The 26,499-nt window shown below is 58.5% G+C and carries 29 protein-coding genes and 1 tRNA gene; 15 read left to right on the top strand and 15 right to left on the bottom strand.

Annotated elements, in window-relative coordinates; translation table 11 throughout:
• The first annotated feature begins 3 nt into the window (after nucleotides 1–3).
• Genes ctaD through ACZ3HH_RS13620 form a run of 4 tightly spaced genes read left to right on the top strand, consistent with a single transcriptional unit; the run spans nucleotide 4 to nucleotide 3,515 of the window.
• Nucleotides 4–1,779 carry a cytochrome c oxidase subunit I gene (gene ctaD, locus ACZ3HH_RS13605; protein ID WP_465805364.1) on the top strand — a complete coding sequence of 592 codons (1,776 nt, stop codon included), beginning with the start codon at nucleotides 4–6 and terminating at the stop codon, nucleotides 1,777–1,779.
• A complete protein-coding gene (locus ACZ3HH_RS13610) occupies nucleotides 1,776–2,465 on the top strand; it encodes a cytochrome c oxidase subunit 3 (RefSeq protein WP_465805286.1) in 690 nt (229 codons plus the stop codon). The genes ctaD and ACZ3HH_RS13610 overlap by 4 nt, the downstream gene beginning before the upstream one ends.
• A gap of 6 nt (nucleotides 2,466–2,471) precedes the next feature.
• Nucleotides 2,472–3,185 carry a heme-copper oxidase subunit III family protein gene (locus ACZ3HH_RS13615; protein WP_465805288.1) on the top strand — a complete coding sequence of 238 codons (714 nt, stop codon included), beginning with the start codon at nucleotides 2,472–2,474 and terminating at the stop codon, nucleotides 3,183–3,185.
• A 12-nt stretch (nucleotides 3,186–3,197) separates the two neighbouring features.
• Entirely contained in the window at nucleotides 3,198–3,515 is a 318-nt protein-coding gene (locus ACZ3HH_RS13620) for a cytochrome C oxidase subunit IV family protein (protein ID WP_008074510.1), read from the top strand.
• A 31-nt stretch (nucleotides 3,516–3,546) separates the two neighbouring features.
• Here the strand turns inward: ACZ3HH_RS13620 and ACZ3HH_RS13625 are convergent, their stop codons facing one another.
• From ACZ3HH_RS13625 to ACZ3HH_RS13645, 5 genes are all read right to left on the bottom strand, one after another.
• Nucleotides 3,547–4,107 (bottom strand): magnesium transporter, encoded by a 561-nt coding sequence (locus ACZ3HH_RS13625; protein WP_465805290.1) that lies wholly within the window; start codon nucleotides 4,105–4,107, stop codon nucleotides 3,547–3,549.
• Nucleotides 4,108–4,391: 284 nt separating this feature from the next.
• Nucleotides 4,392–4,465, bottom strand: a tRNA-Gly gene (locus ACZ3HH_RS13630).
• A gap of 179 nt (nucleotides 4,466–4,644) precedes the next feature.
• Nucleotides 4,645–5,529, bottom strand: coding sequence for an alpha/beta fold hydrolase (locus ACZ3HH_RS13635; RefSeq protein ID WP_465805291.1), 885 nt, complete (start codon nucleotides 5,527–5,529; stop codon nucleotides 4,645–4,647).
• 315 nt (nucleotides 5,530–5,844) lie between these two features.
• Nucleotides 5,845–6,537, bottom strand: coding sequence for a pseudouridine synthase (locus ACZ3HH_RS13640; RefSeq protein ID WP_465805293.1), 693 nt, complete (start codon nucleotides 6,535–6,537; stop codon nucleotides 5,845–5,847).
• Nucleotides 6,538–6,582: 45 nt separating this feature from the next.
• A complete protein-coding gene (locus ACZ3HH_RS13645; RefSeq protein ID WP_465805295.1) occupies nucleotides 6,583–6,801 on the bottom strand; it encodes a cysteine-rich CWC family protein in 219 nt (72 codons plus the stop codon).
• Nucleotides 6,802–7,004: 203 nt separating this feature from the next.
• Between ACZ3HH_RS13645 and ACZ3HH_RS13650 the strand changes: the two genes are divergently transcribed.
• Nucleotides 7,005–7,241: a hypothetical protein gene (locus ACZ3HH_RS13650; RefSeq protein ID WP_465805297.1), complete on the top strand. Its 237-nt coding sequence runs from the start codon at nucleotides 7,005–7,007 to the stop codon at nucleotides 7,239–7,241.
• 211 nt (nucleotides 7,242–7,452) lie between these two features.
• Nucleotides 7,453–7,905 (top strand): hypothetical protein, encoded by a 453-nt coding sequence (locus ACZ3HH_RS13655; protein ID WP_465805299.1) that lies wholly within the window; start codon nucleotides 7,453–7,455, stop codon nucleotides 7,903–7,905.
• A gap of 52 nt (nucleotides 7,906–7,957) precedes the next feature.
• On the opposite strand, the gene ACZ3HH_RS13660 is transcribed toward ACZ3HH_RS13655, so the two are convergent.
• Nucleotides 7,958–9,070, bottom strand: a complete 1,113-nt coding sequence (locus ACZ3HH_RS13660) for an enoyl-CoA hydratase/isomerase family protein (RefSeq protein ID WP_465805300.1) — start codon at nucleotides 9,068–9,070, stop codon at nucleotides 7,958–7,960.
• Between the two features lie 132 nt (nucleotides 9,071–9,202).
• Here ACZ3HH_RS13660 and ung point away from each other — a divergent pair, with 132 nt between their 5' ends.
• Nucleotides 9,203–9,895: a uracil-DNA glycosylase gene (gene ung / locus ACZ3HH_RS13665; RefSeq protein ID WP_008074486.1), complete on the top strand. Its 693-nt coding sequence runs from the start codon at nucleotides 9,203–9,205 to the stop codon at nucleotides 9,893–9,895.
• A gap of 101 nt (nucleotides 9,896–9,996) precedes the next feature.
• Here ung and ACZ3HH_RS13670 read toward each other — a convergent pair whose 3' ends face one another.
• Genes ACZ3HH_RS13670 through ACZ3HH_RS13690 form a run of 5 tightly spaced genes read right to left on the bottom strand, consistent with a single transcriptional unit; the run spans nucleotide 9,997 to nucleotide 15,372 of the window.
• Complete coding sequence (locus ACZ3HH_RS13670; protein WP_465805302.1) at nucleotides 9,997–11,037, bottom strand: AbrB family transcriptional regulator; 1,041 nt, start codon at nucleotides 11,035–11,037, stop codon at nucleotides 9,997–9,999.
• A complete protein-coding gene (locus ACZ3HH_RS13675; protein ID WP_123721954.1) occupies nucleotides 11,030–12,544 on the bottom strand; it encodes a tripartite tricarboxylate transporter permease in 1,515 nt (504 codons plus the stop codon). Before ACZ3HH_RS13675 ends, ACZ3HH_RS13670 begins: the two co-directional genes overlap by 8 nt.
• A 1-nt stretch (nucleotide 12,545) precedes the next feature.
• A complete protein-coding gene (locus ACZ3HH_RS13680) occupies nucleotides 12,546–13,004 on the bottom strand; it encodes a tripartite tricarboxylate transporter TctB family protein (RefSeq protein ID WP_465805304.1) in 459 nt (152 codons plus the stop codon).
• Nucleotides 13,005–13,062: 58 nt separating this feature from the next.
• Nucleotides 13,063–14,040 (bottom strand): Bug family tripartite tricarboxylate transporter substrate binding protein, encoded by a 978-nt coding sequence (locus tag ACZ3HH_RS13685; RefSeq protein ID WP_123721952.1) that lies wholly within the window; start codon nucleotides 14,038–14,040, stop codon nucleotides 13,063–13,065.
• Between the two features lie 39 nt (nucleotides 14,041–14,079).
• Nucleotides 14,080–15,372, bottom strand: a complete 1,293-nt coding sequence (locus ACZ3HH_RS13690) for an OprD family porin (RefSeq protein ID WP_465805306.1) — start codon at nucleotides 15,370–15,372, stop codon at nucleotides 14,080–14,082.
• A gap of 233 nt (nucleotides 15,373–15,605) precedes the next feature.
• Here ACZ3HH_RS13690 and ACZ3HH_RS13695 point away from each other — a divergent pair, with 233 nt between their 5' ends.
• Entirely contained in the window at nucleotides 15,606–16,277 is a 672-nt protein-coding gene (locus tag ACZ3HH_RS13695) for a response regulator (protein ID WP_007898613.1), read from the top strand.
• Nucleotides 16,270–17,658, top strand: coding sequence for a sensor histidine kinase (locus tag ACZ3HH_RS13700; RefSeq protein WP_465805308.1), 1,389 nt, complete (start codon nucleotides 16,270–16,272; stop codon nucleotides 17,656–17,658). Before ACZ3HH_RS13695 ends, ACZ3HH_RS13700 begins: the two co-directional genes overlap by 8 nt.
• Before the next feature lie 177 nt (nucleotides 17,659–17,835).
• Here ACZ3HH_RS13700 and ACZ3HH_RS13705 read toward each other — a convergent pair whose 3' ends face one another.
• Together ACZ3HH_RS13705 and ygfZ are read right to left on the bottom strand one after the other, a co-directional pair.
• On the bottom strand, nucleotides 17,836–18,657 hold the full coding sequence (locus ACZ3HH_RS13705; RefSeq protein WP_465805310.1) for an HDOD domain-containing protein: 822 nt from the start codon (nucleotides 18,655–18,657) through the stop codon (nucleotides 17,836–17,838).
• 35 nt (nucleotides 18,658–18,692) lie between these two features.
• The gene (gene ygfZ, locus ACZ3HH_RS13710) at nucleotides 18,693–19,634 is read right to left on the bottom strand and encodes a CAF17-like 4Fe-4S cluster assembly/insertion protein YgfZ (RefSeq protein WP_465805313.1); all 942 of its coding nucleotides are present in this window, start codon (nucleotides 19,632–19,634) and stop codon (nucleotides 18,693–18,695) included.
• Nucleotides 19,635–19,782: 148 nt separating this feature from the next.
• On the opposite strand from ygfZ, the gene ACZ3HH_RS13715 reads away from it, so the two are divergent.
• Both ACZ3HH_RS13715 and ACZ3HH_RS13720 read left to right on the top strand, forming a co-directional pair.
• A complete protein-coding gene (locus ACZ3HH_RS13715) occupies nucleotides 19,783–20,037 on the top strand; it encodes an FAD assembly factor SdhE (protein ID WP_030132661.1) in 255 nt (84 codons plus the stop codon).
• Nucleotides 20,021–20,473 carry a protein YgfX gene (locus ACZ3HH_RS13720; protein WP_465805315.1) on the top strand — a complete coding sequence of 151 codons (453 nt, stop codon included), beginning with the start codon at nucleotides 20,021–20,023 and terminating at the stop codon, nucleotides 20,471–20,473. The genes ACZ3HH_RS13715 and ACZ3HH_RS13720 overlap by 17 nt, the downstream gene beginning before the upstream one ends.
• On the opposite strand, the gene nadB is transcribed toward ACZ3HH_RS13720, so the two are convergent.
• Nucleotides 20,442–22,058 carry an L-aspartate oxidase gene (gene nadB / locus ACZ3HH_RS13725; RefSeq protein ID WP_367374505.1) on the bottom strand — a complete coding sequence of 539 codons (1,617 nt, stop codon included), beginning with the start codon at nucleotides 22,056–22,058 and terminating at the stop codon, nucleotides 20,442–20,444. The genes ACZ3HH_RS13720 and nadB overlap by 32 nt on opposite strands.
• A gap of 557 nt (nucleotides 22,059–22,615) precedes the next feature.
• On the opposite strand from nadB, the gene rpoE reads away from it, so the two are divergent.
• From rpoE to ACZ3HH_RS13740, 3 genes are read left to right on the top strand one after another with little or no spacing between them, the layout of a single operon-like run.
• Nucleotides 22,616–23,197, top strand: a complete 582-nt coding sequence (gene rpoE / locus ACZ3HH_RS13730) for an RNA polymerase sigma factor RpoE/AlgU (RefSeq protein ID WP_003172477.1) — start codon at nucleotides 22,616–22,618, stop codon at nucleotides 23,195–23,197.
• 30 nt (nucleotides 23,198–23,227) lie between these two features.
• Nucleotides 23,228–23,815 (top strand): sigma-E factor negative regulatory protein, encoded by a 588-nt coding sequence (locus tag ACZ3HH_RS13735; RefSeq protein ID WP_465805328.1) that lies wholly within the window; start codon nucleotides 23,228–23,230, stop codon nucleotides 23,813–23,815.
• A gap of 8 nt (nucleotides 23,816–23,823) precedes the next feature.
• On the top strand, nucleotides 23,824–24,786 hold the full coding sequence (locus ACZ3HH_RS13740) for a MucB/RseB C-terminal domain-containing protein (RefSeq protein ID WP_465805330.1): 963 nt from the start codon (nucleotides 23,824–23,826) through the stop codon (nucleotides 24,784–24,786).
• Between the two features lie 18 nt (nucleotides 24,787–24,804).
• Here the strand turns inward: ACZ3HH_RS13740 and ACZ3HH_RS13745 are convergent, their stop codons facing one another.
• Nucleotides 24,805–24,999, bottom strand: coding sequence for a hypothetical protein (locus ACZ3HH_RS13745; protein WP_465805332.1), 195 nt, complete (start codon nucleotides 24,997–24,999; stop codon nucleotides 24,805–24,807).
• A 34-nt stretch (nucleotides 25,000–25,033) separates the two neighbouring features.
• Between ACZ3HH_RS13745 and ACZ3HH_RS13750 the strand changes: the two genes are divergently transcribed.
• On the top strand, nucleotides 25,034–26,464 hold the full coding sequence (locus ACZ3HH_RS13750) for a DegQ family serine endoprotease (protein WP_465805333.1): 1,431 nt from the start codon (nucleotides 25,034–25,036) through the stop codon (nucleotides 26,462–26,464).
• The last annotated feature ends 35 nt before the right edge of the window (nucleotides 26,465–26,499 follow it).

Raw genomic sequence — 26,499 nt, forward strand, 5'->3', positions numbered from 1 at the left:
GTGATGGCCTATGCGGAGCAAGCCGAAACAGAAGCACTACACGAACCCAAAAGCTTCCTGACCAAATATATCTGGAGTCAGGACCACAAGGTCATAGCCATTCAATATTCCTTGACGGCTATATTCGTGGGCGTTATTGCCGTGGTGTTGTCCGGCTTGATGCGCATACAGATTGGCTTCCCCGGCGCTTTGGAGTTCATGGACGCCAGCGCTTACTATCAGGCGATGACCATGCACGGCATGATCATGGTCATTTACTTGCTGACGGCCTTGTTTCTGGGTGGCTTCGGTAACTATCTGATCCCGCTGATGGTGGGCGCCCGCGACATGGTCTTCCCCTATGTCAACATGCTGAGTTACTGGTTCTACCTGGTAGCGGTAGTGGTGTTGCTCTCCAGCTTCTTTGTCCCTGGCGGCCCCACCGGTGCGGGCTGGACGCTCTATCCGCCACAGTCCATTTCTCAGGGGACACCGGGGGTCGAGTGGGGCATCGTCCTGATGCTCGTCTCCCTGGCGATTTTTATTGTCGCCGCCACTATGGGCGGCTTGAACTACGTCACCACGGTGTTGCAGGCGCGCACGCACGGCATGACATTGTTTCGCATGCCGCTCTCGGTCTGGGGAATCTTCATGGCCTCGATCATGGCCTTGCTGGCCTTCCCGGCGCTGTTCGTCAGTGCGGTCATGATGCTGTTTGACAAGCTGTTGGGCACCAGCTTCTTTATGCCGGCGATGGTCTCGCTGGGGCAGCAGCTCGATCACCAGGGTGGCAGCCCAATATTATTCCAGCACCTGTTCTGGTTCTTCGGCCACCCGGAGGTCTACATCGTTGCTCTCCCTGCGTTTGGTCTGGTCTCCGACTTGATCAGCACGCATGCGCGTAAAAATATCTTCGGTTACCGAATGATGGTGTGGGCCATTATTGCGATTGGCGTACTCAGCTTTGTGGTCTGGGCGCACCATATGTATGTCAGCGGAATGAACCCGTACTTTGGCTTTTTCTTCGCCGTCACCACGTTGATCATCGCAGTGCCGACCGCACTGAAAGTCTACAACTGGGTGCTGACCCTGTGGCGGGGCGACATTCATCTGACCGTGCCGATGCTGTTTGCCCTGGCCTTTATCGTCACCTTCCTGGTCGGCGGTCTGACCGGGTTGTTTCTCGGCAATGTGATCGTGGATATTCCGCTCTCGGACACCTATTTCGTCGTAGCCCATTTTCATATGGTCATGGGGGTCGCACCGGTACTGGTGGTGTTCGGCGGCATTTATCATTGGTTCCCGAAAGTCACCGGGCGCATGTTGAACGACACCCTGGGCAAGCTGCATTTCTGGATTACCTTTCTGGGTACCTACGCCATCTTCTTCCCCATGCACTATCTGGGTTTCCAGGGCATGCCACGCCGTTACTACGCCTATGAAAACTACGCGTTCATCCCGCAATCGGCGCAAGAGTTGAATGCCTTCATTACGGTGATCGCATTGACTGTTGGTGTTTCCCAGCTGCTGTTCCTGTTCAACCTGGCCTGGAGTGCATTCAAGGGCAAGCCCGCAGGCAGTAATCCCTGGGGGGCGGCCAGTCTGGAATGGCAAACGCCGAACACCCCGCCGGTACACGGTAACTGGGGAGCGAAGCTGCCGGTCGTGCATCGCTGGGCCTATGACTACAGTGTGCCGGGGATAGAACAGGATTTCGTTCCGCAAACCGTCTCCGCCGAGGAGCTGGAGCAGATGCGGCAACTGAGTGCCGGAACCCAGATAGCGGACGTTAAAACATGAAAAGGCTGCTATTGAGAAACGCCGACGGCGCTGACCCCGGCGGCAGTTGGAGTCGCGATCCTGGGGGTATTCAGGCCACCGAGGCTGATAGAAGCCAAATCGCAAGAGTGGGCCTGCGCTTGTTTCTGGTCGTGGTGAGTTCGTTATTCTTTCTCTTCCTGATCGCCTTTATTGCCCGTTCACAAATGGCCGACTGGCTCCCCCTGACAGACCCCTTGGCGCCGTTAGCCAATCTCTGGCAGCTATGGCTGAATTCTGCTTTTCTGGTATTGAGTTGCATCGCACTGCAGTGGTCGCGTATGGCCGCCCGGCAAGCTCGACTGGACGCTACGGTCATTGGGTTTGCATTGGGGGGCGTATTTGCCATTGCCTTTCTGGTGGGGCAATTCTGGGTCTGGCAGCAGTTTGTCGCCTGGGGCTACTTTGTCGCCAGCAATCCGGCCAACAGTTTCTTCTACCTGTTGACCGGCCTGCATGGGCTCCACCTGCTGGGCGGGCTGATAGCCTGGAGCATAATCGTCGCTAAATTCCTGCGTCGCGTGCCGTTGGCGCAACTCAGCGTCAGCGTAGAGCTCTGTACCACTTATTGGCACTACTTACTGGGTCTTTGGTTCGTGCTATTCGCTTTGCTGGCCAGCACGCCGCAAACCTATGAAGCCATCGCCAGATTCTGCGGCCTGAGGTGAAAAGCCATGGCATCGCACCCACTTGCCCCAGGCGAATCCAGTTCATCCAATCCACCAGACTCATCGCCTGCACCGGGATGGCAGGGCATCGCCAGCGACTGGTCCTCGGATAGAGAGGCCTTCAAGCAGGTCCCTTGGGGCAAGGCGATGATGTGGATATTCCTGCTCAGCGATACATTTATATTCACCTGTTTTTTAACCGGCTACATGTCGGTACGCATGACCATCACCACCGCCTGGCCGAACCCCAGTGAAGTGTTCGCATTGACGATCGGCGGTAGAGAAATTCCGCTTATTTTGATCGCCATCATGACCTTTGTGCTGATCAGTAGCAGCGGCACCATGGCCATGGCCGTTAATTTCGCCTATCGCCGTGATCGCGCGAAAACCACTGCCTTGATGCTGGCGACCGCTGCCTTGGGCGTGACCTTCGTCGGCATGCAGGCATTTGAATGGAGCAAGCTCATCGCAGAAGGGGTGCGTCCCTGGGGGAACCCCATGGGGGCGGCGCAATTTGGTGCGAGCTTTTTCATGATTACCGGTTTCCACGGACTGCATGTGTCAATCGGAGCCATCTACCTCAGCATTGTGGCGATGAAAGTATTGCGGGGAGATTATGAGCGCTCCGGAAACTATCAGAACGTCGAGATAGCCGGGCTTTACTGGCACTTCGTGGATTTGGTGTGGGTGTTTATTTTTGCTTTCTTCTATTTATGGTAGAGGAGTCTGGTGATGGCACATGCTCAGGGTCAGCAACATCCAATCAGTTTGTACCTTAAAATCTGGGGGCTGTTATTCGTCCTCAGCACGCTGTCGTACCTTGTCGACTATTTCCACTTCCACGGTTACCTTCGGTGGTCCCTGATTATCACTTTCATGTTGTTGAAGGCAGGCTTGATTGTCTCCATCTTCATGCATATGGCCTGGGAGAGGTTGGCCATGGTCTACGCCATATTGGTGCCACCTTTATGTTTACTGGTGCTCGTCGGACTGATGGCCACCGAGGCAGACTATGTTTTCCTCAGCCGGGTCATTTCCTTCGGCCAATAAGCAGCTTCCGAATGGCCATGAGTCTTCAGGGCTAACCCGATATTACTCGCTTGAACTGATGCCATTTGTGCTGCCAGGCCACTGTCCAGTGGGGGGCCGCCGTTCCCGTGCCCGCGATTGTCAGCGCTGGATGATGTTCGATTACCCGATCCAATACCGGTTCCTGATTCGGTTCAACATCCACGAAGAAGATATGTTTTCCCTCTTCTACCATCTGTTTAAAATTGCGGAAGTGAGCGTTCGGCACCTGGATACCAAAAAAGCCGCCTTCCCAGATGCAGAAGCCAAATATAACGATGGCCAGGAAGACAAAAGGCATCCAGCCTGCGGCGGATTCGGTCCAGCCCAGCCAATAGGCGCCGCCAAGAACCAGCGCCGCGAGTGGCACACCGACCAACGCACCAATCTCGCCAGAGTGAACAACATCCTGTTTCATCAACGAGTTAACCTCGTGGAGGTGATGTTCTTCAACATCAGCCACTTGTTCACTGAGCACATGAATTTGTTCGGTATTGATGCCGTTGGCTTCCAGTTCATTTTCAACGGCTTCGAGATCGTCGAGATTGTCACTGATGTAATAGTGCCGATTCATGCCACACCTCCCATCTCGTATTGGCTGTAGACCTCCTCTGTCGTGCAGCCGTTAACTGAGATTTTCAGTCGGTATCTGTGTTCGTGGGGAACGTTGCACACTTCATGCAATTCGTAGGAAGTATAGCATTCGCTAGCATGCGGGGCGGGCAACGTCAAGATCTGAGAGGTGGCAGGGCTTGGCGCAAGCCCCTAAACCCCAGACACAAAAAAACCGGCCATTGAGGCCGGTTTTTTCTGTTCCTGCATCCCCCGTCAAAAACTGACGTGAGACAAAAATTCGATTGGAGCGGGTGAAGGGAATCGAACCCTCGTTATCAGCTTGGGAAGCTGGAGTAATGCCATTATACGACACCCGCTCAGAGCGGCTGACTTTGTACCAGATGTGCGTGTGAAAATGAAGTTTTTCTTTGCACGCGATGGCTTTAGCACGGGTGAAACGAAAGCAGAGACCGCATTGCGGTCATTCGCGGGCAAGCCTCGCTTCTACAGGAACGTTTAAGGCTGCAGGGCGGGGATTGCTCGCGATGACTCTGTTTCAAATTGCCAATGCATGGTGGTCCTGAACGTAGTGGTAACGCGGTCGGCTTTCGTGTTGCGTCGGTTTCAGGAAGCCCAGCAGTGCGTTGCGGCTGTCTCGGCAGGCGGCTTTGTGCTCCATGTCGAGAAAGTGGCCGGTGGCCTGAAGGGTGCTGAAGGTGCTGTGCTGCACGTGGCCGGCGAACAGCTTGGCATCGTCGGCGGCGGTGTACTCGTCCCATTCCCCGTTCATGAACAGCACCGGCACGTTGATTTTCTTCGCCGTGTTCAGGTAGCACTGACGATCGCTGTTGAGCACGTCGCTGATGTGAAAATGCATCTGCCCGTATTCATGTTCGGCCAACGAACTGACGTGACGGTAGTTGAAGCGCTTGAACAGCGAGGGCAGGTGTTTGCCGATGGTGCTGTTCACCAAGTCACCGACCCGGCTCCCGTCACGGCTGCCGAGATAATCGACACCGCGCTCAAGGTAGTCGAGCATGTGCTCGTTGACCACCGGCGAGAACGAGCTGATCACAGCCTTTTCGATGCGCCGTGGCTGTTGGGCGAGGGCGACCAGAGTGGCGGCGCCACCAAAGGAAAACGACAGCACGTGCTCGGCGGCGAAGTGGTCGATCAGCTCAAGGAGGATCTGCCCTTCGATTTCCTTGGTGAGCATTTTCTCATGCAGGTTGTGGGCTTTTGACTTGCCCGCGTAGGGCTGGTCGTAGCACACCACATTGAACTGCGGATAAAGGTTTTTCACGGTCTGTGCAAACGACGCAGTCGTGGACATCGAGCCGTTGACCAGAATGATGGTCTTCTCTGCGGCGTCTGCGCGATAGAACTCCGTGTAGACCCGATACTGACCCTGTATATCCAGCACAGCGATTTCTGGCCTCATGACATAAGACTCCTGGCAAGCGGGTATGCGCGCAAATCAGATTGCACGAGCTTTGTGACAGGTAGGCATACGCCTGGAATTTTGAAGGCCCATGTCGATCCATTGAAATCCGGTCGACGGGTATTGTTATAAGCGGGCAGTTTGCCGGGGGAAGGCGGAACCTGAGGGTTCTCTGCCGGCAAAAAGTTTCTTAGAGTAGTTTTGGTGACTCGTCGGTCACATTTCGCGCCGACGTCCTGATTCAAGCAGGGGTCACGTCATCGCGCAAGTATCTTTCGTAAAATTTTTCGCGACTTCTGCTGAGCGGTCGCCTGCTTAGATCAATCGGATCTCATCGCTGCTCAACGGCCGGTACTCGCCGGGCTTCAACGTGTCGTCGAGCACCAGCGGTCCCATGCGTTCGCGGTGCAGGCGCAACACCTTGTTGTCGAAGTGGCCGAACATCCGTTTAACCTGATGATAGCGGCCCTCGACGATGCTCAGGCGCGCAGATTTTGGCCCGAGTACGACCAGTTCGGCAGGTTGGGTAGTGAGGTCTTCGAAGGCGAAATACAGCCCTTTGACGAAGGTGATCGCGTATTCGGCAGTGATGTCCTGCTCCGTCTCGACGTGGTAGATCTTGGGCAGTTTGGTCTGCGGTTGCGTCAGGCGTCGCGACCAGCTGCCATCGTTGGTGATCAGCATCAGGCCGGTGGTGTTGAAATCCAGACGGCCGGCGATGTGCAGGTCTTCCTTGTCCGGTTCATCGATCAGGTCGAGCACCGTCGGGTGTTGCGGGTCACGGGTGGCACTGACGCAGCCGGGTGGTTTGTACAGCATGAAGTAGCGGGCCGGCTTGCCAACTTGCAGCACCTCGTCGTCGACTTCCACGCGGCTGAACTCGAGCACCTCGGCGTGAGGGTCGCTGACGACTTCTCCGTCGACCCTCACGCGCTTTTCCACCAGCAACAGGCGTACCTGCTTACGGTTGAAACGGGGCAGGTTGCTGAGAAAGCGGTCAACGCGCATGGCTAGGGTTCGGTGGGAGGATTCGATGGGAGAGCGCCGCGCATCTTACGTGATCGGCCAAGCGGCTGCTTGCAACTGCATCTCGACCTGGGCGCAGGCCGGGCACAGGCAGGACTTGTTGCGCAGTTCGACTGGCAGTGCCTGGAGCACCGCCGGATCGATGCTGACGCCGTAGCACCAGCAGGCACGATCGACGGTTCGCGGGTCAGCCAGGCTGCAGTCGTTGGAGGCGCCGCAAGCCGGGCAGAGATCAGGTTTATTCATGAAGGGGCAATTCGGTTACGGCCGGTTTGTTTGGCCCGAGACCGCGCATGATCGGTCGGCGAGCAGCCATGCGCAAGCCAGCTTGAGCTGGCCGCTGATCTGAAGGCCAGGCGCTGTCTGGCACTCGGTGCCGGTTTGAAAGTCAAAACAGGTGTCAGCCGGCCTGTGCCGACTGCTGTTTGCGGGTCTTCCAGGAGGCCGCCATGCTTTGTCAGAAGAAGCTCCGCCGAATACTGCTCTGTGTGTTTTTTGGTTTGGGCTTGTCCGGCTGCTATTACTACGCTGGTGGTGCCGATGTTTATCCGGCACCTTATTACTATCCCGGCTATAACTACTCTCCTTACTACTACGGCGGCCCGCGTTTTTACGGGGGCTATCGCTACTATTATTTCAGTGGGCCCCGTCATTACCACGGTGGACACTATCGCGGGCACCGTTAACCAATTCACGAAGACAGCGGCGCGCCCGGCCTCACGAGCGCGCCGTTTTCTTCTGGATAGATGAAAAACCTTTCATCGGCTACTTGTTTCAGAGTGTTGCAGGAGCGCACCAGATTCCGATTTCACTGTCTGATCTTTCGACAGTTGTGAACAATTGACTGTCGCCTGCCAGCGTCGCTGGTGTGGCTCACTCGCGGTCCAGGAGGCCGCCATGCTCTGTCAAAAAAAGCTCCACCAAATTCTGCTGATTGCTCTATTGGGATTGTTTCTTGGTGCGTGCGTACCCTATTCCGATGGAGGAGACAGCTACTACCGTTCCGAGGTCTACACGTCCCCAGCGCCGTATTACTCCGGCGGCGGGTCTTACTACTCCGATGGTGGTTACTACTCGGCCCCGCGCAGGTATTACTCACCGCCTGCACGCTATTACCAGCCAACGCCGCGTTATTACTCACAGCCGCGGGTTTATCAACCGGCACCGCGCTATTACGACTACCGCGGCTACCAGAATCGTGGATGGGACCGTCATGACCGCGGCGGGTGGGACGGCCGTCAACGAGGCGGTCGGAACGATGACTATCGAGGCCACAATAGGTCGGATCATCGTAGCGGCAGGGGCGATCACCATGATGGCGATCGCGATGGCCGAGGCCACCGCCGATAAGCCACTCAATAAAAAAGCGGCGCTTGAAGCGCCGCTTTTTTGTGCCTGAGTTTCAGTATTCCGACAGATCGGCCAGAGGGTGCCGACCTTCCCAGACCTTATGGAAATGCGCCTCCACCGCCGCCTCCGGCACATTATTGATGTCCGGCCAGTGCCAGCGAGGTTTCTGGTCCTTGTCGATCAACCGCGCTCGCACGCCTTCGCTGAACTCCGGATGACGGCAGCAGTTGAGGCTGATGGTGTATTCCATCTGAAAGACTTGAGCCAACGATAGATGCCGGGCGCGGTCGATCTGTTCCCACACCAGATGAGCGGTCAGGGGCGAGCCTTCAGTCATGGTTTTGGCGGCACGAGCGAGCAGCGGGTCGGAATGATCGCGCAGCGTGCTGATGGCCTTCCAGGCGCATCGAACGTCGCTGACATCCAACAGTTCGTCGATCTGCTCGCGTCGAGGTAGCCACTGCGCTTCGGGCAGCTGCGCGATCGCTTCCTGCTGCAAGGCCTTGAGCAGGCTGTTGAGCTGCATGGCTGTCTGTTCCTGCCAGTTCAATTGCAGCAAACCCTCGAGCAGCTCATGCTGTTGATCATCGCGCAGGAAGCGGTCGGCGAGGTCCAGATCGATTGCATCACGACCGTTCATCTGGGCGCCGGTCAGGCCGAGAAACACTCCGAGCTTGCCGGGCAACCGCGATAGAAACCAACTGGCGCCGACGTCCGGGTACAAGCCGATGCCGATCTCCGGCATCGCCAACCGGCTGCTCGGCGTAACGATCCGAATGCTCGCCCCTTGCAGCAGCCCCATGCCGCCGCCCAGCACGTAACCATGCCCCCAGCAGATCAGCGGTTTGGGGTAGGTGTGCAGGTTGAAGTCGAGGCGATATTCTGCCGCAAAGAAGTTTGCAGCCAAGGGCGGCACTTCGCCGGGGTGGGCGCGACACGCCTCCACCAGGCTGCGCACTTCTCCGCCGGCGCAAAAAGCCTTGGTGCCATTGCCGCGCAGCAGCACGCAAACGATCTGTGGCTCCTTGGCCCAGGCGTCCAGTTGATCGCGCAGGGCGTTGATCATCGGCAAGGAGAGGGCGTTGAGGGACTTTTCGGCATCCAGGCTGGCGATGCCGATGCGTGCGCCGTCGGTGCCGGTGAGTTCTTCGAAGTGCAGATTCATCGTGACCTCGATCGGGAAATTGAGCGTTCAGTATGATCGCTCTATAGGAAAGTGCCGGATCTGCGTCAGATCAATTGACAAGGGAGATAGGGTTTCCTAGGGTTCGCCCCATTGTTTTTGCCGGATGTAACCATGACTGCTGACGACCGTATCAAACTCGAACCGAGCTGGAAGGAGGCACTGCGTGCCGAATTCGACCAGCCTTACATGGCAGAGTTGCGCACATTCCTGCAACAGGAACGCGCGGCGGGCAAAGAGATCTATCCACCCGGACCGATGATTTTCAACGCGCTCAATTCCACGCCGCTGGACAAGGTCAAAGTGGTCATCCTTGGTCAAGACCCTTACCACGGCCCGGGCCAGGCCCATGGGTTGTGCTTCTCGGTGCAACCAGGCGTTCCGGCACCGCCGTCGCTGGTGAACATCTATAAAGAGTTGAAGCGCGACCTGAACATCGACATTCCCAACCATGGCTATCTGCAGAGTTGGGCAGAGCAGGGCGTGTTGATGCTCAACACCACCATGACCGTGGAACGCGCGAATGCCAACGCTCATGCGGGCAAGGGCTGGCAATATTTTACCGACCGGATTATCGAAGTGGTCAGCGAGCACCAGCCACATTTGGTGTTCCTGCTATGGGGGGCGCATGCCCAGAGCAAACAGAAACTCATCGACGCCACCAAACACCTGGTGCTGACCTCGGTCCACCCGTCGCCGCTGTCCGCCTATCGCGGCTTCCTCGGCTGCGGGCACTTCAGCCGGGCGAACAAGTTTCTGGAGCAGAATGGCGAGACGCCGATCGAGTGGCGATTGCCGTCGGTCTGATGTGTTGACCGGGAGGGCCCCTTCGCGAGCAAGCCCGCTCCCACAAGGACTACGCGACCCTGTGGGAGCGGGCTTGCCCGCGATAAAAGCGACTCGGTCTATCAGGGAGAATCCGGCTCCCGGTCCCAATACCGAAACAACGGTTCCGCCAGAAACAATACAAACAACAACCGCATTACCTGCATCGCCGTCACCAACGGCACCGACAATTGCAGGGTCTCCGCCGTCAGGCTCATTTCGGCGATTCCGCCGGGCATCATGCCCAGCGTTAGCGAACGCAGATCCAGATGGGTCAGCGCACTCAACCCCAATGCCGCCAAAGTTGCGATCAACATGGTCAACACCGTGCCAAGCAGGGTTCGGCCCATGAACGACGGTGCCCGCCGGAAGAACTGCCGATTGAAGTGACACCCCAACCCGCTGCCAATCAGCCACTGACCAATCTGACTGCCGCCGTTGGGCAGACCGATGTGCAGGTCCCAGGCAATGCTCACCGTCGCAGTCACCAGCAACGGTCCGAACAGCCAAGGATTGGGTTGTCGCAGCCGCTCCCAGATCCAGGCGGCAAGGGCGCCCGCCGGGAACAGAATGGCCAGCCACCACCAGTCGACGGTTGTTGGATGCAAGACCGGCGCACCATCACCCAACAGATACTTGAACGCCGCCGGCACACACAGCACCACCACCAACACCCGCAAACTCTGCCCCGCCGCGACACGGCTGAGCACCGCGCCGTTGCGGGCGCCGAGGTTGACCATCTCCCCGGAGCCGCCCGGCATGCTGGAAAAGAATGCAGTGGCGCGATCTTCCCCGGTGCGCCGCATCAACCAGACCCCCACCACTGCGGACAGGCTGGTAACCAGCGCACCGAAGAAGATCAGACCGAAGTGGCTCAGCACCTGCTCCATCACCACCGGGGTGAAGTGCAGGCCGATGCCGATGCCGACGATCCACTGGCCGCACTTGCGGCCGCCAGGGATTTCCGCCAATTGCCAGGGCGTCAGACAGCGCACCAGGATGATCGCCAGCAACGAGCCGACCATCCACGGCAGTGGCCAGCCGATCTGGCTGGCGAGGTAACCGCCCAGCAGACCGACCAGCGGTGTTCCCCACCAGCTTTTGAAGGGGGGCCGATCAGACATCGGCGAGAGCGCGACGGGCGACCGAACGTTTGCGCCAGATGCGCAGCAGCGGCATCAGCAGCATGATTGCCGTCAGTACCCAGCAACCGAACGTGATCGGGCTCGACCAGAGGATTTCCAGCGCACCGTTGGAAATCGACAGCGCGCGACGCAGGTTTTGCTCCATCAGACCGCCAAGGATGAAACCCAGCAGTACCGGCGACAACGGGAAATCCAACTTGCGCAGGATGTAGCCGAAGATACCGATGCCGATCATCAGGAACAGGTCGAACGTGGTGGCATGCACCGCGTAGACACCGATCCCGGTGATGATCGCGATCACCGGCACCAGTGCCCAGTTCGGCACGGCGAGGATGCGGGTAAAGATGCGGATCATCGGAATGTTGAGGATCACCAGCATCACGTTGGCGACGAACAACGACGCGATCAGGCCCCAGACGATGTCCGGTTGCTGCTGGAACAACAGCGGGCCCGGGGTGATGTTGTACAGCGACAGTGCGCCGATCATCACCGCCGTGGTACCCGAACCCGGAACGCCGAGGGTCAGCATCGGCACCAGTGCACCGCAGGCGGCGCCACCGATGGCGGTTTCCGGCGCCGCTAGGCCACGCATGTCGCCTTGTCCGAACGTGCCCTTGGCACCGGCAATACGTTTCTCGGTCATGTAGGCCACAGCGCTGGCCAGCGTCGCGCCGGCCCCCGGCAACACGCCCATGATGAAACCCAGCAAACCGCAACGGATGTTCACCACGAACACCGCCGAAGCTTCCTTGAAGTTGAACATCATGCGCCCGGTGGCTTTCACCGCTTCCTGGCCGCGATGGGTTTTTTCCAGCAGCAGGAGGATTTCGCTGATGGAGAACAGGCCCAATACCAGCACGACAAATTGAATGCCGTCCGTCAGGTGAATGTTATCCCCGGTGAAACGGTACACGCCGCTGTTGGCGTCGATGCCGACGCTCGACAGAAACAGACCGATCAGCGCCGCAATGAAGGTCTTGAGCGGTCGGTCGCCGGCCATGCCGCCGAGACAGACAATCGCAAACACCATCAGCACGAAATACTCCGCCGGTCCGAAGGCAATCGCCCATTTCGCCAGCAGCGGAGCGAACAGCACCATGCCGCACGTCGCGATGAATGCACCGATGAACGAACTCCACGCCGACAGCGACAGCGCTACACCGGCCAGGCCTTTGCGGGCCATCGGATAACCGTCGAGGGTGGTCATTACGGTGGAGGCTTCACCCGGAATGTTCAGCAGGATCGAGCTGATCCGGCCGCCGTATTCGCAACCCAGATATACCGCCGCCAGCAGGATCAACGCCGACTCCGGTGGCAGGCCGAGTGCGAACGCGATCGGAATCAGCAACGCCACGCCGTTGATCGGCCCCAGCCCCGGCAACAGCCCGACGACGGTGCCGATCAGGGTGCCGCACAGCGCGGTCACGAGGTTGTACGGGGTCAGCGCGACGCCGAAGCCCTGACCCAAATAGCCAAGAGTATCCATATCAGTTCTCCAGAACGTCGAGCACGCCCAGCGGCAGTGGCACGTCCATCAACTTGTCGAACAGCAGATAAAGACCGATGGCCATCAGGCTGATGATCACCGCGCTGGGCAGCCAGCGGCCGCCATACAGGCGTGCCATCGGGACACCGATCAGAATGCTGGCGACGATGAAACCAAGGGGCTCGAAGGTCCCGGCGAACACCAGCAACAGCAGCACGCAGATGCCGATTTTGGTCAGGGTTTCGCGGTCCAGTTTCGGGTCATCGTCGCTGTGCACAATCGGCGCCGGTCGAAACGCCATGTACAGCAACGCCAGGCCCATCAGGCCGAGCATCAGCAGGGGGAAGGCCCGAGGCCCAACCGGTTCGTAGGAAAAAGCCGCTTGATACGGCCACGCCATCAGTGCCAGACCGACACAGACCAGCAACAGCGCCGAAGCAAAAATGCGTTGTATGAGCATGAGGAACTCCTGGACCACGACCCCGAGAACCGGGGTCGTGGCCGCTAGACAGAGGCGATCACTGGATCAGGCCGAACTCTTTGGCCAGCACTTTGTAGTCCGCGACCTGCTTCTTCACGTAGGTGTCCAGCTCCGGGCCGGTCATGGCGAACGGGAACAGTTCACGCTGATCGCGCAGCTTGGCGAAATCCTCGGAGGCCAGCAGTTTGTCGAAGGCGTTTTTCCACCAAGCGTAGTCTTCGTCGCTGACTTTTGGCCCGAGGTAGAAACCGCGAACCACTGGCCAGACGATGTCGTAGCCTTGCTCTTTAGCGGTCGGAATGTCTTTCATTTCCGGCTCGTCCAGACGCTTCTCGGAGAACACAGCCAGCAGACGCATGTCGCCACTCTGAATGTGTGGCATGGAGTCGGAGATGTCGGTGCTGCCGACCTGGATATGGCCACCGAGCAGGGCGGTGGCGATTTCACCGCCGCCTTCGAGGGCAACATAACGCAGGTCGCGCGGGTTGATCCCGGCTGCCTTGGCGATCAGTGCGGTTTGCATCCAGTCCTGGCTGCCGACGGTGCCGCCGGAACCGATCACCACTTTGCTCGGATCTTTCTTCAGCGCCTGAACCAGGTCGTCCAGGGTCTTGTAAGGCGAATCGCTTTTCACCGCGATGGCGCCATAGCTTGTGCCGACAGCTGCCAGCCAACGAACGTTGGTTTCATCGAAACGACCGAACTTGCCTTGCGCCAGGTTCAGCAGCGAACCGCTGGACCATGCCACCAGTGTGCCGGCATCGGCTGGGCGCTGAGCGACCACCGCGTTGTACGCTACCGCGCCGACACCGCCGGGCATGTAGGTCACGCGCATCGGTTTGGTCAGCAGTTTTTCGTTGACCAGCGCGCTTTGCGCCAGTTTGCAGGTGAGGTCGAAACCGCCGCCTGGCGACGCCGGAGCGATACATTCCGGGCGTTTCGGTTCGGCCATCAATTGGCCGGCAAACAGTACACAGCTGGCGGCCAGAGCAACTTTACGCAGTGATAGGTTCATTCAAGTCTCCTTAAGAGTTTTTGTTATGGACGTACTGAATTACCAAAGGGCAACGCTATAGCTCACCAGCAGACGCACTTCATCGGCATCGCGAGCGGAGTAGTTGGAACGGTAGGTGGCATTGCGCAGGCGTACGGCGACGTCTTTCAGGGTGCCGCTTTGTACGACGTATTTGATCTCGGTGTTGCGTTCCCACTCTTTGCCTTCGTCACCGTTCTTGAGCTTGATGTTGTCACCGCTCACGTAACGGCTCATGAAGCTCAGGCCGGGAATGCCGAGTTTGGAGAAATCGTAATCGTAACGTGCCTGCCAGGAGTGTTCTTCGGCACCGGCAAAGTCATTGATCTGCACGAAGTTGACCAGGTAAGGATCGCTACCATCGACATAAGGGAAAGCGCTGTCACCGGACATGTGTTGATAGCCGGCGCTGAGTTTATGCCCGTTCAAGGCGTAGCTCACCAGGCCGTTCAGGGATTTGTTGTCGATTGGGCCGCCACGGGCTGCGCCCTCGTCATCACTGATGGCCAGGCGCAAGTCAGTGCCGAAGGTGCCGGGGCCGAACGGTTGCGACGCGACCACGCCGAGGAAGTGCTGGTTGTAGACTTCATCGAGTTGGGCGAAGTGGTAGCTGCCGGTGATCTTGTCGGTGAACTTGTAGTCCACGCCGCCAAAGTCAAAGTGCTTGCCGGCCACGGTGCCGGCGAAACGGCTGTTCTTGTTGTTGAGGGCGATGTCCTCGAAGTCGGTGCTGTCGCGGTCCTTGGCTTTCTCCAGACGCCCGCCGGTGAAGGTCAGGTTCTTGATCTCTTTGGAGGTCAGCAGACCGCCTTCAAAGGTCTGCGGCAGAATGCGCCCGTCGTTGGGCTTGAGGATCGGCAATTCCGGAATCAGACTGCCGATTTTCAGCTCCGTGGCGGAGATTTTCACTTTGCCGGTCAGGCCGAGCTTGGAATACTCGTCAGCCGCGCGACCATCGTCATGGGTCGGCAACAAGCCGGTGCCGGTGCGGTCCGGACTTGAATCGAGTTTTACCCCCAGCATGCCCAGCGCATCGACACCGAACCCCACGGTGCCGTCGGTGTAACCCGATTGCAGATTGAGCATGAACCCCTGGGCCCATTCGTCCCGCTTGGATTGCTGGGCGCTGGTGCCGTCGCGAAAGTCGCGGTTGAAATACATGTTGCGGGTTTCGAAGGTTGCCGTACTGTCTTCGAAGAAGGCAGCCTGGCTCAACGGCGAAAAGCCGGCGAGAGCGGCGGCACTGGCAAGGGCGGTGTGGCTGAGGCGGGAAAAACGAGCAGGCGGGCGAGCCTGAAGCTGCATGGACAGCATGGTGACGTACTCCGTTTATTGTTCTTATTGGCGAAAACGCTTCGAGGCGTTTTTCGTACGCTATGTGCGGTAGCGACGGCAGTCGAAACTGTCCGTGGCTGGACTCTAACCGGCCAACCTTTCGCTAACCTTTCAGCTGACTTTCACGGTTTTCGGGCTTCACAGCGACGGATGCGGCTGTAAACTCCGCGCCAAAGAATGGCGTCGACCATCCCTGAATGAGGTAAAGATCCATGCGTGTTCTGCTCGTCGAAGACCACCTGCAGCTTGCCGAAAGTGTCGCCCAGGCGCTCAAGAGCACCGGCCTGACCGTGGATGTGCTGCACGATGGTGTGGCAGCCGACCTGGCCTTGAGCAGCGAGGAATACGCCGTGGCGATCCTCGATGTCGGCCTGCCGCGCATGGATGGCTTCGAAGTGCTGGCGCGCCTGCGGGCCCGGGGCAAGAACCTGCCGGTGCTGATGCTGACCGCCCGCAGCGACGTCAAGGATCGGGTCCATGGCCTGAACCTGGGGGCTGACGATTACCTGGCTAAACCCTTCGAGCTGACCGAACTCGAAGCCCGGGTGAAAGCCTTGCTGCGTCGCAGTGTGCTCGGCGGTGAACGCCAGCAGCGTTGTGGCGTGCTGGCCTATGACCTGGACACCCGCCGCTTCACCCTCGGCGAAGAATTGCTGACCCTGACCTCTCGCGAGCAGGCGGTGCTCGAAGCCCTGATCGCCCGTCCCGGTCGAGTGATGAGTAAGGAGCAATTGGCCGCCCAGGTTTTCGGTCTGGATGAGGAAGCCAGTCCCGATGCCATCGAAATTTACGTTCACCGCTTGCGCAAGAAACTCGATGGTCAACCGGTAGCCATCGTGACCTTCCGCGGCCTTGGCTACCTGCTGGAAAGCCGCGATGCATAAGCTCAGCAGCCTGCGTTGGCGGTTGCTGTGGAACCTCGCGCTGTTGCTGGTAGTGTTGATGCTGGCCAGTGGTTTGAGCGCGTACTGGAACGGCCGCGAAGCCGCTGATACTGCGTATGACCGGACCTTGCTGGCCTCGGCGCGGACCATCGCCGCCGGCTTGTCCCAGCGCGATGGCAGCCTCAGCGCCAACGTGCCTTACGTGGCCCTCGATACGTTCGCCTACGACAGTGCCGGACGGATTTTTTACCTGGTCAATGACATCAATCAGAAGCTGATCTCGGGTTACGAAAACCTGCCACCGCCGCCGCCGGGAACGCCACGTACCGATGATTATCCGGCGCTGGCGCGTTTCTATAACGCCACTTATCAAGGGCAGAACGTGCGAGTGGTCAGCCTGCTCAAAGCGGTCAGCGAGCCGAACATGAACGGCATGGCGGAAATTCGCGTGGCGGAAACCGATGAGGCGCGGGTCCGCATGGCTCGCAGCCTGATGGCTGACACTTTGTTGCGTCTGGGCATGCTGGCGATCGGTGCGTTGCTGATGGTGTGGTTTGCGGTCAGTGCGGCGCTGCGTCCGCTGGAACGCTTGCGCACGGCGGTGGAAGAGCGTCAGCCCGATGACTTGCGGCCCTTGCCGTTGGTAGAAGTGCAGCATGAGTTGGGGCCGCTGGTGCGCGCGCTCAATCACTTCACCGAGCGTTTACGCGGGCAGTTCGAGCGTCAGGCGCAGTTCATCGCCGATGCCGCCCATGAGTTGCGTACCCCGTTGGCGGCGCTCAAGGCACGACTCGAACTGGGCATGCGGTCGAACGAACCCGAAACCTGGCGCAACACCCTTGAAACCGCCGCCCAGAACACAGATCGCCTGACTCACCTGGCCAATCAATTGCTCTCGCTGGCACGGGTCGAGAATGGCGCCCGGGCAATCGCTGAGGGCGGTGCGCAGTTGCTCGACCTCAGTCAGTTGGCCCGGGAACTGGGCATGGCCATGGCGCCGCTGGCCCATGCACGTGGCGTGGCACTGGCGCTGGAAGCCGACGAACCGGTGTGGCTGCGCGGCGAGCCGACGCTGTTGAACGAGCTATTGAGCAATCTGGTGGACAACGCGCTGGCCCACACGCCACCGGGCGGCAATGTGATCCTGCGGGTCATGACGCCGGCGGTGCTGGAGGTCGAGGACGATGGCCCGGGGATTCCTCTTAAAGAACGGGAACGGGTGTTCGAGCGTTTTTATCGGCGTAACCAACAGGTGGCTGGATCGGGACTGGGATTGGCCATCGTCGGCGAGATCTGCCGCGCCCACCTGGCGCAGATCAGCTTGCACGATGGCGAGCAGGCGGGGCTGAAGGTGCGGGTGAGTTTTATTGCTGGAGAGTGAACACCACACCTGTGGCACAGAGGCTTTTGTGGCGAGGGAGCTTGCTCCCGCTGGGCGGCGAAGCAGCCCCAAAACCATACACCGCAGTATTTCAGTTAAACCCTATTTATCGGGTTTTCGACTGCTGCGCAGCCGAGCGGGAGCAAGCTCCCTCGCCACAGTTGCTTGTGTTCACAATCAGTAAAACATCGAGCGCGACTCTTCCAGATCTTTGCACATCGCCTCGTTTTCCGGATCGATCCCCAGCTTCTTGAAGGCCGGCACGCTGAATGGATCAATACGGGCCAGTGGATGATCAGTGTCCTTGTGGCAATACAGGCTGGCCACTTGCACCAGATCGACATAATCGACCCGTTCCGATTGCCGCTTGAAATCCAGATACAGCCCCGGCAATTGCACCAGCATTTCCGGAAACTCCCAGACCCTGAGCAATTTATCGCCGAGTAGAGGATGAATCCGGTCGATCACATGGTTGAGGCTGATCGGGTCAGACAGCAATTCATAGTGATCTTCGGCATAGGTCAGGATCGGCAGTACACCTATCTGATGCACGAGCCCGCCGAGCGCCGCCTGATCAGGCTTGAGTTGCGTATAACTGCGGCACAACGCGTAACTGACGCCGGCGATTTCCAGGCTTTTGCGCCAGACCTCGCGCATTTTCTGTTCCACCACTTCGGAACGGGCATTGAAGATCTGTTCCATCACCAGGCCAATGGCCAGGTTGCTGCTGTAATTGACGCCCAGTCGGGTGATGGCCGTGTGCAGGTCAGTCACTTCCTGGGTCGCGCGCAGCAACGGGCTATTGACCACTTTGATCAGGCGCGCCGACAGCGCGGTATCGCGGCCAATCACTTTGCTCAGTGTGGTGACACTGATTTCCGGGTCTTCAGCGGCCTTGCGAATCTGCAGGGCCACTTCCGGTAACGTTGGCAGAACCAGGTCATCGTTATCGATGGCCTCAACCAAATCCTGTTGGACCTTATCCGCCAGCTCGATCATTTCTTTTCTCTAGGGTATTGCGACAAGTGCTGCTGTTAACGCTGGATTTCGCGATCACGGTCCAGTTGGTAAGGCAGGTCGAGCAGATGCAGGCCCGGACCTTCGAGTGCGCCAAGGTGCAGGTTGCCATCTTCTGCCGCTTCGGCTTGCAGCACCGCAAGGAGTTCAATGTTTTGCTCGGCGCGGGCGGCCAGCACCACTTCACCGATCGAACTGCCGTGGGTCGGGGAGAACAATTGGGTGCCGGGCTCCGGCAATTCGCTGGCCTCCAGTTGCAGGCGATACAACCGGCGCTTGAGCTTGCCCAGATACTGCATGCGCGCGACGATTTCCTGGCCGGTGTAGCAACCTTTCTTGAAACTCACACCACCGACGGCTTGCAGATTGAGCATCTGCGGGATGAACAGCTCGCGGGTGCTCGGCATGACCTGACCGATCCCGGCGCGGATCTGGCCCAGCAGCCATTGGTTCAATTCACCTTCGGCCAACAGAGCAGACAGCTTGCCCTTGATGGTGTCGGCTTGATCGGCGCGAACCCAGAGTTCAGCACGGTCAGGCGAGGCGCGAAGGGCGATCAGGCCGTCATTGCGCACCACGCTGTCGGTTTCTGCCGGTAGTTCCAGGCCCAGGCTGGTCAGTGCCGCATCACCATGCTCAAGGCCAAAGCGAACCCAGCTGGCACTTTCATCGGTCAGTTTCGATTTGGAGAACACCGCGTACTTTTTCAGGTCCGCCAGTTGCGGCTCCAGCAGTTCGCTGGCCATCGCCATGAGCACGCCGTCGCCTTCCAGCAGAATGCGGAAGCTCGACTGCATCCGGCCTTTCTGCGTGCAGCGCGCGCCAAGGCTGGCCTGGGTATCGCTCAGGTAATCAAGGTTGCAAGTCAATTGGCCTTGCAGGAATTTGCCGGCATCCGCGCCGCGTACCGCGAGAACGCCTTCGTGAGACAGGGTGCAGAAAAAAGCAGAATCGGCCATGGGTCATCGCAGGGTAAAGAGTCCGAGGGACATCATAAGGGGGCGCCCATGAAATGGGTAGTTCACAAAGGTTCGTCGGGGGCGACCAAAGCCGACTGTTCGAGCAGGCCCGGGGCTGTATACTTGCCGCCTATTTGAGGAGCGCTCCATGGTCGAACAAGTTGAACTGAATCGCCTCTACTGGCACAGTCGCCGCGGCATGCTTGAGCTTGACGTGTTGCTGGTGCCGTTTGTGAAAGAGGTTTATCCGCACCTCAACCAGGTGGATCGTGATCTGTACGTCCGTCTGCTGACGTGTGAGGATCAGGACATGTTCGGCTGGTTCATGGAGCGCAACGAGTCCGAAGATCCGGAGCTTCAGCGCATGGTTCGCATGATTCTGGATCGTGTCCAGCCCAAGTAACGCGTTCGAATGCCGCTGGCATGCCTCACGGCAGTTGCTGGCGGTGTATCTTCTGGCCCAGCTATTCGCGCTGGGTTCGTTGTTTCTTCTTTCCCTACCAGTCTGGGCCACTTTGCTCGGCGCTTTTTGCTGTCTGGCTCATGGCGTCTGGGCATTGCCGCGACAGATTCTGCTGACACACCCGCAAGCGTTTCGCGGCTTGCGTCGTGATGCCGATGGTTGGCAGTTGTGGAATCAGGCGGTGGGTTGGCAGCCCGTGCAGCTGCGACCGGACAGTCTGGCGTTGCCATTGATTGTGGTTCTGCGTTTTCGTCTGCGCGATGAGCGACGGGTCAGGGCGATCTGTGTGCCGCGCGATTCGCAGGCGGCGGATGTGCACCGACGCCTGCGGGTTCGGCTCAAGTTCAGTCGGCGTAGGTGGGCGGCACCAGAATAGTGTCCAGGGCGACCGGCAGCATGTTCGGGTAGTCGAGGGTGTAATGCAGGCCGCGACTTTCCTTGCGCTCCATGGCTGACTGAATCATCAGCTCGGCTACTTGCGCCAGGTTACGCAGCTCGATCAAATCCCGGCTGACCTTGTAATTACTGTAGAACTCGTCGATTTCATCCAGCAACAGACGCACCCGGTGCTGAGCCCGTTGCAGGCGCTTGTTGGTGCGCACAATGCCGACGTAGTCCCACATGAATCGCCGCAGTTCGTCCCAGTTGTGCGCAATGATCACGTCTTCGTCGGAATCGGTGACCTGGCTCGCATCCCAAACGGGCAGGGCGGTCGGAATCGACACGTCTGGCAACTGCTCAAGAATGTCCGCTGCAGCCGAACGGGCGTAAACGAAACATTCCAGCAGCGAGTTGCTGGCCATGCGGTTGGCGCCATGCAGGCCGGTGAAGCTGGTTTCACCAATCGCATACAGGCCCGGCACGTCGGTGCGGCCCCGCTGATCGACCATCACGCCGCCGCAGGTGTAGTGCGCCGCCGGCACCACCGGGATCGGTTGTTTAGTGATGTCGATGGAGAATTCCAGGCAGCGTTCATAGACCGTCGGGAAGTGCGTTTTGATGAAGTCTTCGGGCTTGTGGCTGATGTCCAGGTAAACGCAGTCGATACCCAGGCGCTTCATCTCATGGTCGATGGCGCGGGCGACGATGTCCCGTGGTGCCAGCTCGGCCCGTGGGTCGAAACGCTGCATGAAGCGTTCGCCATTGGGCAGCTTCAGATGTCCGCCTTCGCCGCGCAGGGCTTCGGTGATCAGGAAACTCTTGGCTTGCGGGTGATAAAGGCAGGTGGGATGGAACTGGTTGAACTCCAGGTTCGCCACCCGGCAGCCCGAACGCCAAGCCATGGCAATGCCATCACCGCAGGCGCCGTCGGGGTTGCTGGTATAGAGGTAGACTTTTGCCGCACCGCCCGATGCAAGGATCACGAAGCGCGCGCCGTAGGTGTCGACTTCACCGGTGCTGCGGTTGAGCACGTAGGCGCCGAGGCAACGATCGCCTTCAAGGCCGAGGCGCTTTTCGGTGATCAGGTCGACCGCGACTCGCTGCTCCAGCAGTTCGATGTTGGGACGCTGTTTGGCCTGATCGAGCAGGGTTCTGAAGATCGCCGCGCCCGTCGCGTCGGCGGCGTGGATGATACGCCGATGGCTATGACCGCCTTCGCGGGTCAGGTGAAACTCGAAACCACCGTCTTCGGTGCCGGACTGTTCATCGCGGGTAAAGGGCACGCCTTGGTCGATCAGCCATTGAATCGCCTCTCTGCTGTGCTCGACCGTAAAGCGCACGGCGTCCTCATGGCACAGGCCACCACCGGCATTGAGGGTGTCATCGACGTGGGATTCGACAGTGTCGGTGTCATCCAGAACGGCAGCGACACCGCCCTGGGCCCAGAAGGTTGAGCCATTGGCAAGGTCGCCTTTGCTCAATACGGCGATGCGCAAATGACCGGGCAAGGTCAGCGCAAGGCTCAAGCCGGCAGCACCGCTGCCAATTACCAGAACATCGTGTTGAAACTGTTGGCTCATTTCAGGATTCCGCTCAAAGCGACCCGGGACGGGGTTGGCGCAAGACAGCTGGATCGGCGAGTCAAGACAGCCACACAGCCCACTAGTATATAGAGGGGGGGAGCGGCACAATAGCCGGGCCAGCATGGCATTGTGAAACTACTGTGACGGAAAAGGCTGGACGCTTCGTCGGAAGTTTTTTTGAGGGCTTCGGCGACAAGGCGACTGTATCGTGGATTTAACAGTCTTTTTCTTTTCACAGCTGCACAATGTCGGTTTCGGGCAGCTATAAATATGGAACTTTTGCCAAAGGCCCAAGATCAATAGAGGGTTGTCTGAAACAAGGGACAGTGTCGGCTTCGGTGCGGGACTTGCGGTTGGGTCCTTGCTGACGAATCCGATGACAAGATTATTCGCGCAGCCGGGTTATCCCGCGCTGCGCTTTTCGTGCGTGCCAAATCAGAGCGCGCAGGAAACTTGCTTGAAGGGGGAGAACTTTTGCGAAAAGCCCGAGTCTATGTTTGCAAGTCTGGTCGTTCAGTAATGCAAGCCTCCTTCGAGCTTATCGAGGAGTGTTCATGCTAACCCAGGAAGAGGATCAGCAGCTGGTCGAGCGCGTTCAACGCGGCGACAAGCGAGCTTTCGATCTGCTAGTGCTGAAATACCAGCACAAAATTCTCGGGTTGATCGTGCGGTTCGTGCACGACACCCATGAAGCCCAGGATGTCGCACAGGAAGCCTTTATCAAGGCATACCGTGCACTTGGTAATTTTCGCGGAGACAGCGCGTTTTATACGTGGCTTTACCGCATCGCCATCAACACGGCGAAAAACTATCTGGTTTCACGCGGCCGTCGGCCGCCGGATAGCGATGTCAGTTCCGAGGATGCAGAGTTCTACGATGGCGATCATGGCCTCAAGGATCTCGAGTCGCCAGAACGTGCATTGCTGCGGGATGAGATCGAAGGCACCGTCCATCGAACCATTCAGCAACTGCCAGAAGATTTGCGTACGGCTTTAACTTTACGTGAATTCGATGGTCTGAGTTACGAGGACATTGCCAGCGTCATGCAGTGTCCGGTGGGTACCGTGCGCTCCCGGATTTTCCGCGCTCGGGAAGCCATCGATAAAGCCCTGCAGCCGTTGTTGCAGGAAAACTGAGACAGCGGCGACAGCCAAGAGAGGAACGCCATGAGTCGTGAAGCCCTGCAGGAATCGCTGTCCGCAGTGATGGATAACGAAGCGGACGAATTGGAATTGCGTCGGGTGTTGAATGCCTTCGACGATGTTGAAACCCGCGATACTTGGGCTCGTTACCAGATCGCTCGGGCAGTTATGCACAAGGATTTGTTGTTTCCTCGTCTGGACATCGCTGCAGCAGTCTCTGCTGCGCTGGCTGACGAAGCCGTACCGGCAAAAGCCTCTCGCGGTCCATGGCGCAGCCTCGGTCGTCTGGCAGTCGCTGCTTCGGTGACCATTGCCGTGCTGGCGGGTGTTCGTCTGTACAATCAGGACGAGATCGCCGGTGTCGAGTTGGCCCAGCAATCCAGTCAACCGGGTCTGACCGCTCCTCAGGTCAAGGGCCCCGCTGTATTGGCAGGCTACAATGAGAGTTCGGAAGCCACTGGCCCTATGGCCAACGGCGTATTGCAAGGTCAACCAGGCTGGCATGATCAGCGTTTGCCAGGTTACTTGCGCCAACATGCTCAACAGGCTGCACTGAAAGGTACTGAGAGCGCTCTGCCTTACGCTCGTGCAGCAAGCCTGGAAAACCGCTAAGGAGGATCATGCGCGCCATACCTCTACTTACGCTTCTGCTCAGTGGCTGGTTCGTTGTTCCAGCCCACGCCGATGAAGCCCAGGACTGGCTGAAGCGTCTGGGGCAGGCCGAGCAAACGCAGAGCTTCCACGGTACTTTCGTCTACGAGCGTAACGGTAGTTTCTCTACCCATAACATCTGGCATCGCGTCCAGGATGGCAAGGTCCGCGAGCGTTTACTCCAGCTCGACGGCTCGGCACAGGAAGTCGTGCGCATTGATGGGCATACTCAATGCGTGAGCGGCACCCTGATAGCAGGGCTGGGGGACTCACCCAACTCCACCACTCGTGCACTCGATCCACAAAAGCTAAAGAATTGGTACGACCTTGCCGTCATTGGCAAGTCGCGTGTGGCCGGGCGTTCGGCGGTGATTGTGTCGTTGATGCCTCGCGATCAGCATCGCTACGGTTTTGAATTGCATCTGGATAAGGAAACCGGTTTGCCGTTGAAGTCATTGTTGCTCAATGACAAAGGGCAACTGCTGGAGCGGTTCCAGTTCACCCGGCTGGATACTGCCGAGATGCCTTCCGACAGCGATTTGCAGGCAGGTTCTGATTGCAAACCCATTACCCTCGACAGTGACAAGGCTTCCGCCGTCAAAACTGCGCAGGTCTGGCATTCGGACTGGTTACCGCCAGGTTTCGAGCTGACCAGCAGTACCTCTCACAAGGACCCGGAGACCAAAGCCCAGGTCAACAGTCTGATGTTCGACGACGGTCTGGCCCGATTCTCGGTGTTCCTTGAGCCGTTGAATGGCGCAACAGTCACTGACACGCGCACCCAGCTGGGGCCAACCGTTGCTGTTTCCCGGCGATTGACTACTCCGCAAGGCGAGATGATGGTGACCGTGGTCGGTGAAATACCGATTGGCACTGCCGAACGGATTGCGCTGTCCATGCGCAACGATGCCGCGGCTACCAGCAAGCAGTGAGCTGATCAGCCATGCTCCTCAATCGGGCTTTTGATTGTGCGGGAGGTCAGCAATGCCTATCCCGCCGTTGATGCCTCGAAATGTTTTGCCGAGCATTTTCATTTGCAAATATCCCCAAAATTTTTTATAGGTCAGAACCCCTCGGCTCTGGCCTTGTTTGTTGTTCCCGGAACAAAAATACCGGCGTATCGTTTCCGGTGTTCCTTGCTCCATATCGCTTAACCATGCTCGTCGTAACGGGAGCCGTATGTCGATACCACGCTTGAAGTCTTATCTCTCCATTTTTGCCACCGTGCTGGTGCTCGGTCAGGCGGTCGCTGCGCAAGCGGTCGAGTTGCCTGACTTCACGCAGTTGGTCGAGCAGGCCTCGCCCGCGGTGGTTAACATCAGTACTACCCAGAAGCTGCCGGACCGTAAGGTGTCCAGCGAGCAAATGCCTGATCTTGAAGGTTTGCCGCCGATGCTGCGCGAATTCTTTGAGCGCGGCATGCCGCAGCAGCCACGTTCCCCTCGTGGCGATCGTCAGCGTGAAGCGCAATCCCTGGGCTCGGGCTTTATCATTTCGTCCGACGGCTACATTCTGACCAACAACCATGTGATTGCCGATGCCGACGAGATTCTCGTGCGCCTCGCCGATCGCAGTGAGTTGAAGGCCAAGCTGATCGGTACCGATCCGCGCTCTGACGTCGCTTTGCTGAAAATCGAAGGCAAGGACCTGCCGGTTCTGAAGCTTGGCAAGTCGCAAGACCTGAAAGCCGGTCAGTGGGTCGTGGCGATCGGTTCGCCGTTCGGCTTCGATCACACGGTGACCCAAGGTATTGTCAGCGCCATCGGCCGTAGCCTGCCGAACGAAAACTATGTGCCGTTCATCCAGACCGACGTGCCGATCAACCCGGGCAACTCCGGTGGTCCGCTGTTCAACCTGGCCGGTGAAGTGGTCGGCATCAACTCGCAGATCTACACCCGCTCCGGCGGCTTCATGGGCGTGTCGTTCGCAATCCCTATCGATGTGGCGATGGACGTTTCCAATCAGCTGAAAAGCGGCGGTAAAGTCAGCCGTGGCTGGTTGGGCGTAGTGATCCAGGAAGTGAACAAGGATCTGGCCGAGTCGTTCGGTCTCGAGAAGCCGGCCGGTGCGCTGGTGGCTCAGATCCAGGATGACGGTCCGGCTGCCAAGGGTGGCCTGCAAGTGGGCGACGTGATCCTCAGCATGAACGGTCAACCGATCGTCATGTCCGCCGATCTGCCGCATCTGGTGGGCGCGCTGAAGGCTGGCTCGAAAGCCGATCTTGAAGTGATCCGCGAAGGAAAGCGCAAGAACGTTGAGCTGACCGTCGGCGCTATCCCCGAAGAAGGCAAAGAGTTGGAAGCCCTGCCTAAATCCAGCGTCGAGCGCAGCAGCAATCGCCTGGGTGTTTCCGTGGCCGAGTTGACCGATGAGCAGAAGAAAACCCTCGACCTCAAGGGTGGTGTGGTTATCAAGGAAGTTCAGGAGGGTCCTGCTGCCCTGATCGGCTTGCAGCCGGGCGATGTGATCACTCATCTGAACAACCAGGCGATCGGCTCCTCCAAGGAGTTCACGGACATTGCCAAGGCGCTGCCGAAGAACCGCTCGGTGTCGATGCGGGTTCTGCGTCAAGGTCGCGCCAGCTTCATCACCTTCAAACTGGCTGAATAAACCGGTTGTCGGCTGAATAAAAAACCGCCTCGAAA

The organism is Pseudomonas sp. PME37.24/025 (assembly GCF_055556615.1).

Excerpts from the sequence above, each read along its gene's own strand:
- ctaD (WP_465805364.1), top strand. The coding sequence starts at position 4 with ATGGCCTATGCGGAGCAAGCCGAAACAGAAGCACTACACGAACCCAAA.
- ACZ3HH_RS13610 (WP_465805286.1), top strand. The coding sequence starts at position 1,776 with ATGAAAAGGCTGCTATTGAGAAACGCCGACGGCGCTGACCCCGGCGGC.
- ACZ3HH_RS13615 (WP_465805288.1), top strand. The coding sequence starts at position 2,472 with ATGGCATCGCACCCACTTGCCCCAGGCGAATCCAGTTCATCCAATCCA.
- ACZ3HH_RS13620 (WP_008074510.1), top strand. The coding sequence starts at position 3,198 with ATGGCACATGCTCAGGGTCAGCAACATCCAATCAGTTTGTACCTTAAA.
- ACZ3HH_RS13625 (WP_465805290.1), bottom strand. The coding sequence starts at position 4,107 with ATGAATCGGCACTATTACATCAGTGACAATCTCGACGATCTCGAAGCC.
- ACZ3HH_RS13635 (WP_465805291.1), bottom strand. The coding sequence starts at position 5,529 with ATGAGGCCAGAAATCGCTGTGCTGGATATACAGGGTCAGTATCGGGTC.
- ACZ3HH_RS13640 (WP_465805293.1), bottom strand. The coding sequence starts at position 6,537 with ATGCGCGTTGACCGCTTTCTCAGCAACCTGCCCCGTTTCAACCGTAAG.
- ACZ3HH_RS13645 (WP_465805295.1), bottom strand. The coding sequence starts at position 6,801 with ATGAATAAACCTGATCTCTGCCCGGCTTGCGGCGCCTCCAACGACTGC.
- ACZ3HH_RS13650 (WP_465805297.1), top strand. The coding sequence starts at position 7,005 with ATGCTTTGTCAGAAGAAGCTCCGCCGAATACTGCTCTGTGTGTTTTTT.
- ACZ3HH_RS13655 (WP_465805299.1), top strand. The coding sequence starts at position 7,453 with ATGCTCTGTCAAAAAAAGCTCCACCAAATTCTGCTGATTGCTCTATTG.
- ACZ3HH_RS13660 (WP_465805300.1), bottom strand. The coding sequence starts at position 9,070 with ATGAATCTGCACTTCGAAGAACTCACCGGCACCGACGGCGCACGCATC.
- ung (WP_008074486.1), top strand. The coding sequence starts at position 9,203 with ATGACTGCTGACGACCGTATCAAACTCGAACCGAGCTGGAAGGAGGCA.
- ACZ3HH_RS13670 (WP_465805302.1), bottom strand. The coding sequence starts at position 11,037 with ATGTCTGATCGGCCCCCCTTCAAAAGCTGGTGGGGAACACCGCTGGTC.
- ACZ3HH_RS13675 (WP_123721954.1), bottom strand. The coding sequence starts at position 12,544 with ATGGATACTCTTGGCTATTTGGGTCAGGGCTTCGGCGTCGCGCTGACC.
- ACZ3HH_RS13680 (WP_465805304.1), bottom strand. The coding sequence starts at position 13,004 with ATGCTCATACAACGCATTTTTGCTTCGGCGCTGTTGCTGGTCTGTGTC.
- ACZ3HH_RS13685 (WP_123721952.1), bottom strand. The coding sequence starts at position 14,040 with ATGAACCTATCACTGCGTAAAGTTGCTCTGGCCGCCAGCTGTGTACTG.
- ACZ3HH_RS13690 (WP_465805306.1), bottom strand. The coding sequence starts at position 15,372 with ATGCTGTCCATGCAGCTTCAGGCTCGCCCGCCTGCTCGTTTTTCCCGC.
- ACZ3HH_RS13695 (WP_007898613.1), top strand. The coding sequence starts at position 15,606 with ATGCGTGTTCTGCTCGTCGAAGACCACCTGCAGCTTGCCGAAAGTGTC.
- ACZ3HH_RS13700 (WP_465805308.1), top strand. The coding sequence starts at position 16,270 with ATGCATAAGCTCAGCAGCCTGCGTTGGCGGTTGCTGTGGAACCTCGCG.
- ACZ3HH_RS13705 (WP_465805310.1), bottom strand. The coding sequence starts at position 18,657 with ATGATCGAGCTGGCGGATAAGGTCCAACAGGATTTGGTTGAGGCCATC.
- ygfZ (WP_465805313.1), bottom strand. The coding sequence starts at position 19,634 with ATGGCCGATTCTGCTTTTTTCTGCACCCTGTCTCACGAAGGCGTTCTC.
- ACZ3HH_RS13715 (WP_030132661.1), top strand. The coding sequence starts at position 19,783 with ATGGTCGAACAAGTTGAACTGAATCGCCTCTACTGGCACAGTCGCCGC.
- nadB (WP_367374505.1), bottom strand. The coding sequence starts at position 22,058 with ATGAGCCAACAGTTTCAACACGATGTTCTGGTAATTGGCAGCGGTGCT.
- rpoE (WP_003172477.1), top strand. The coding sequence starts at position 22,616 with ATGCTAACCCAGGAAGAGGATCAGCAGCTGGTCGAGCGCGTTCAACGC.
- ACZ3HH_RS13735 (WP_465805328.1), top strand. The coding sequence starts at position 23,228 with ATGAGTCGTGAAGCCCTGCAGGAATCGCTGTCCGCAGTGATGGATAAC.
- ACZ3HH_RS13740 (WP_465805330.1), top strand. The coding sequence starts at position 23,824 with ATGCGCGCCATACCTCTACTTACGCTTCTGCTCAGTGGCTGGTTCGTT.
- ACZ3HH_RS13745 (WP_465805332.1), bottom strand. The coding sequence starts at position 24,999 with ATGGAGCAAGGAACACCGGAAACGATACGCCGGTATTTTTGTTCCGGG.
- ACZ3HH_RS13750 (WP_465805333.1), top strand. The coding sequence starts at position 25,034 with ATGTCGATACCACGCTTGAAGTCTTATCTCTCCATTTTTGCCACCGTG.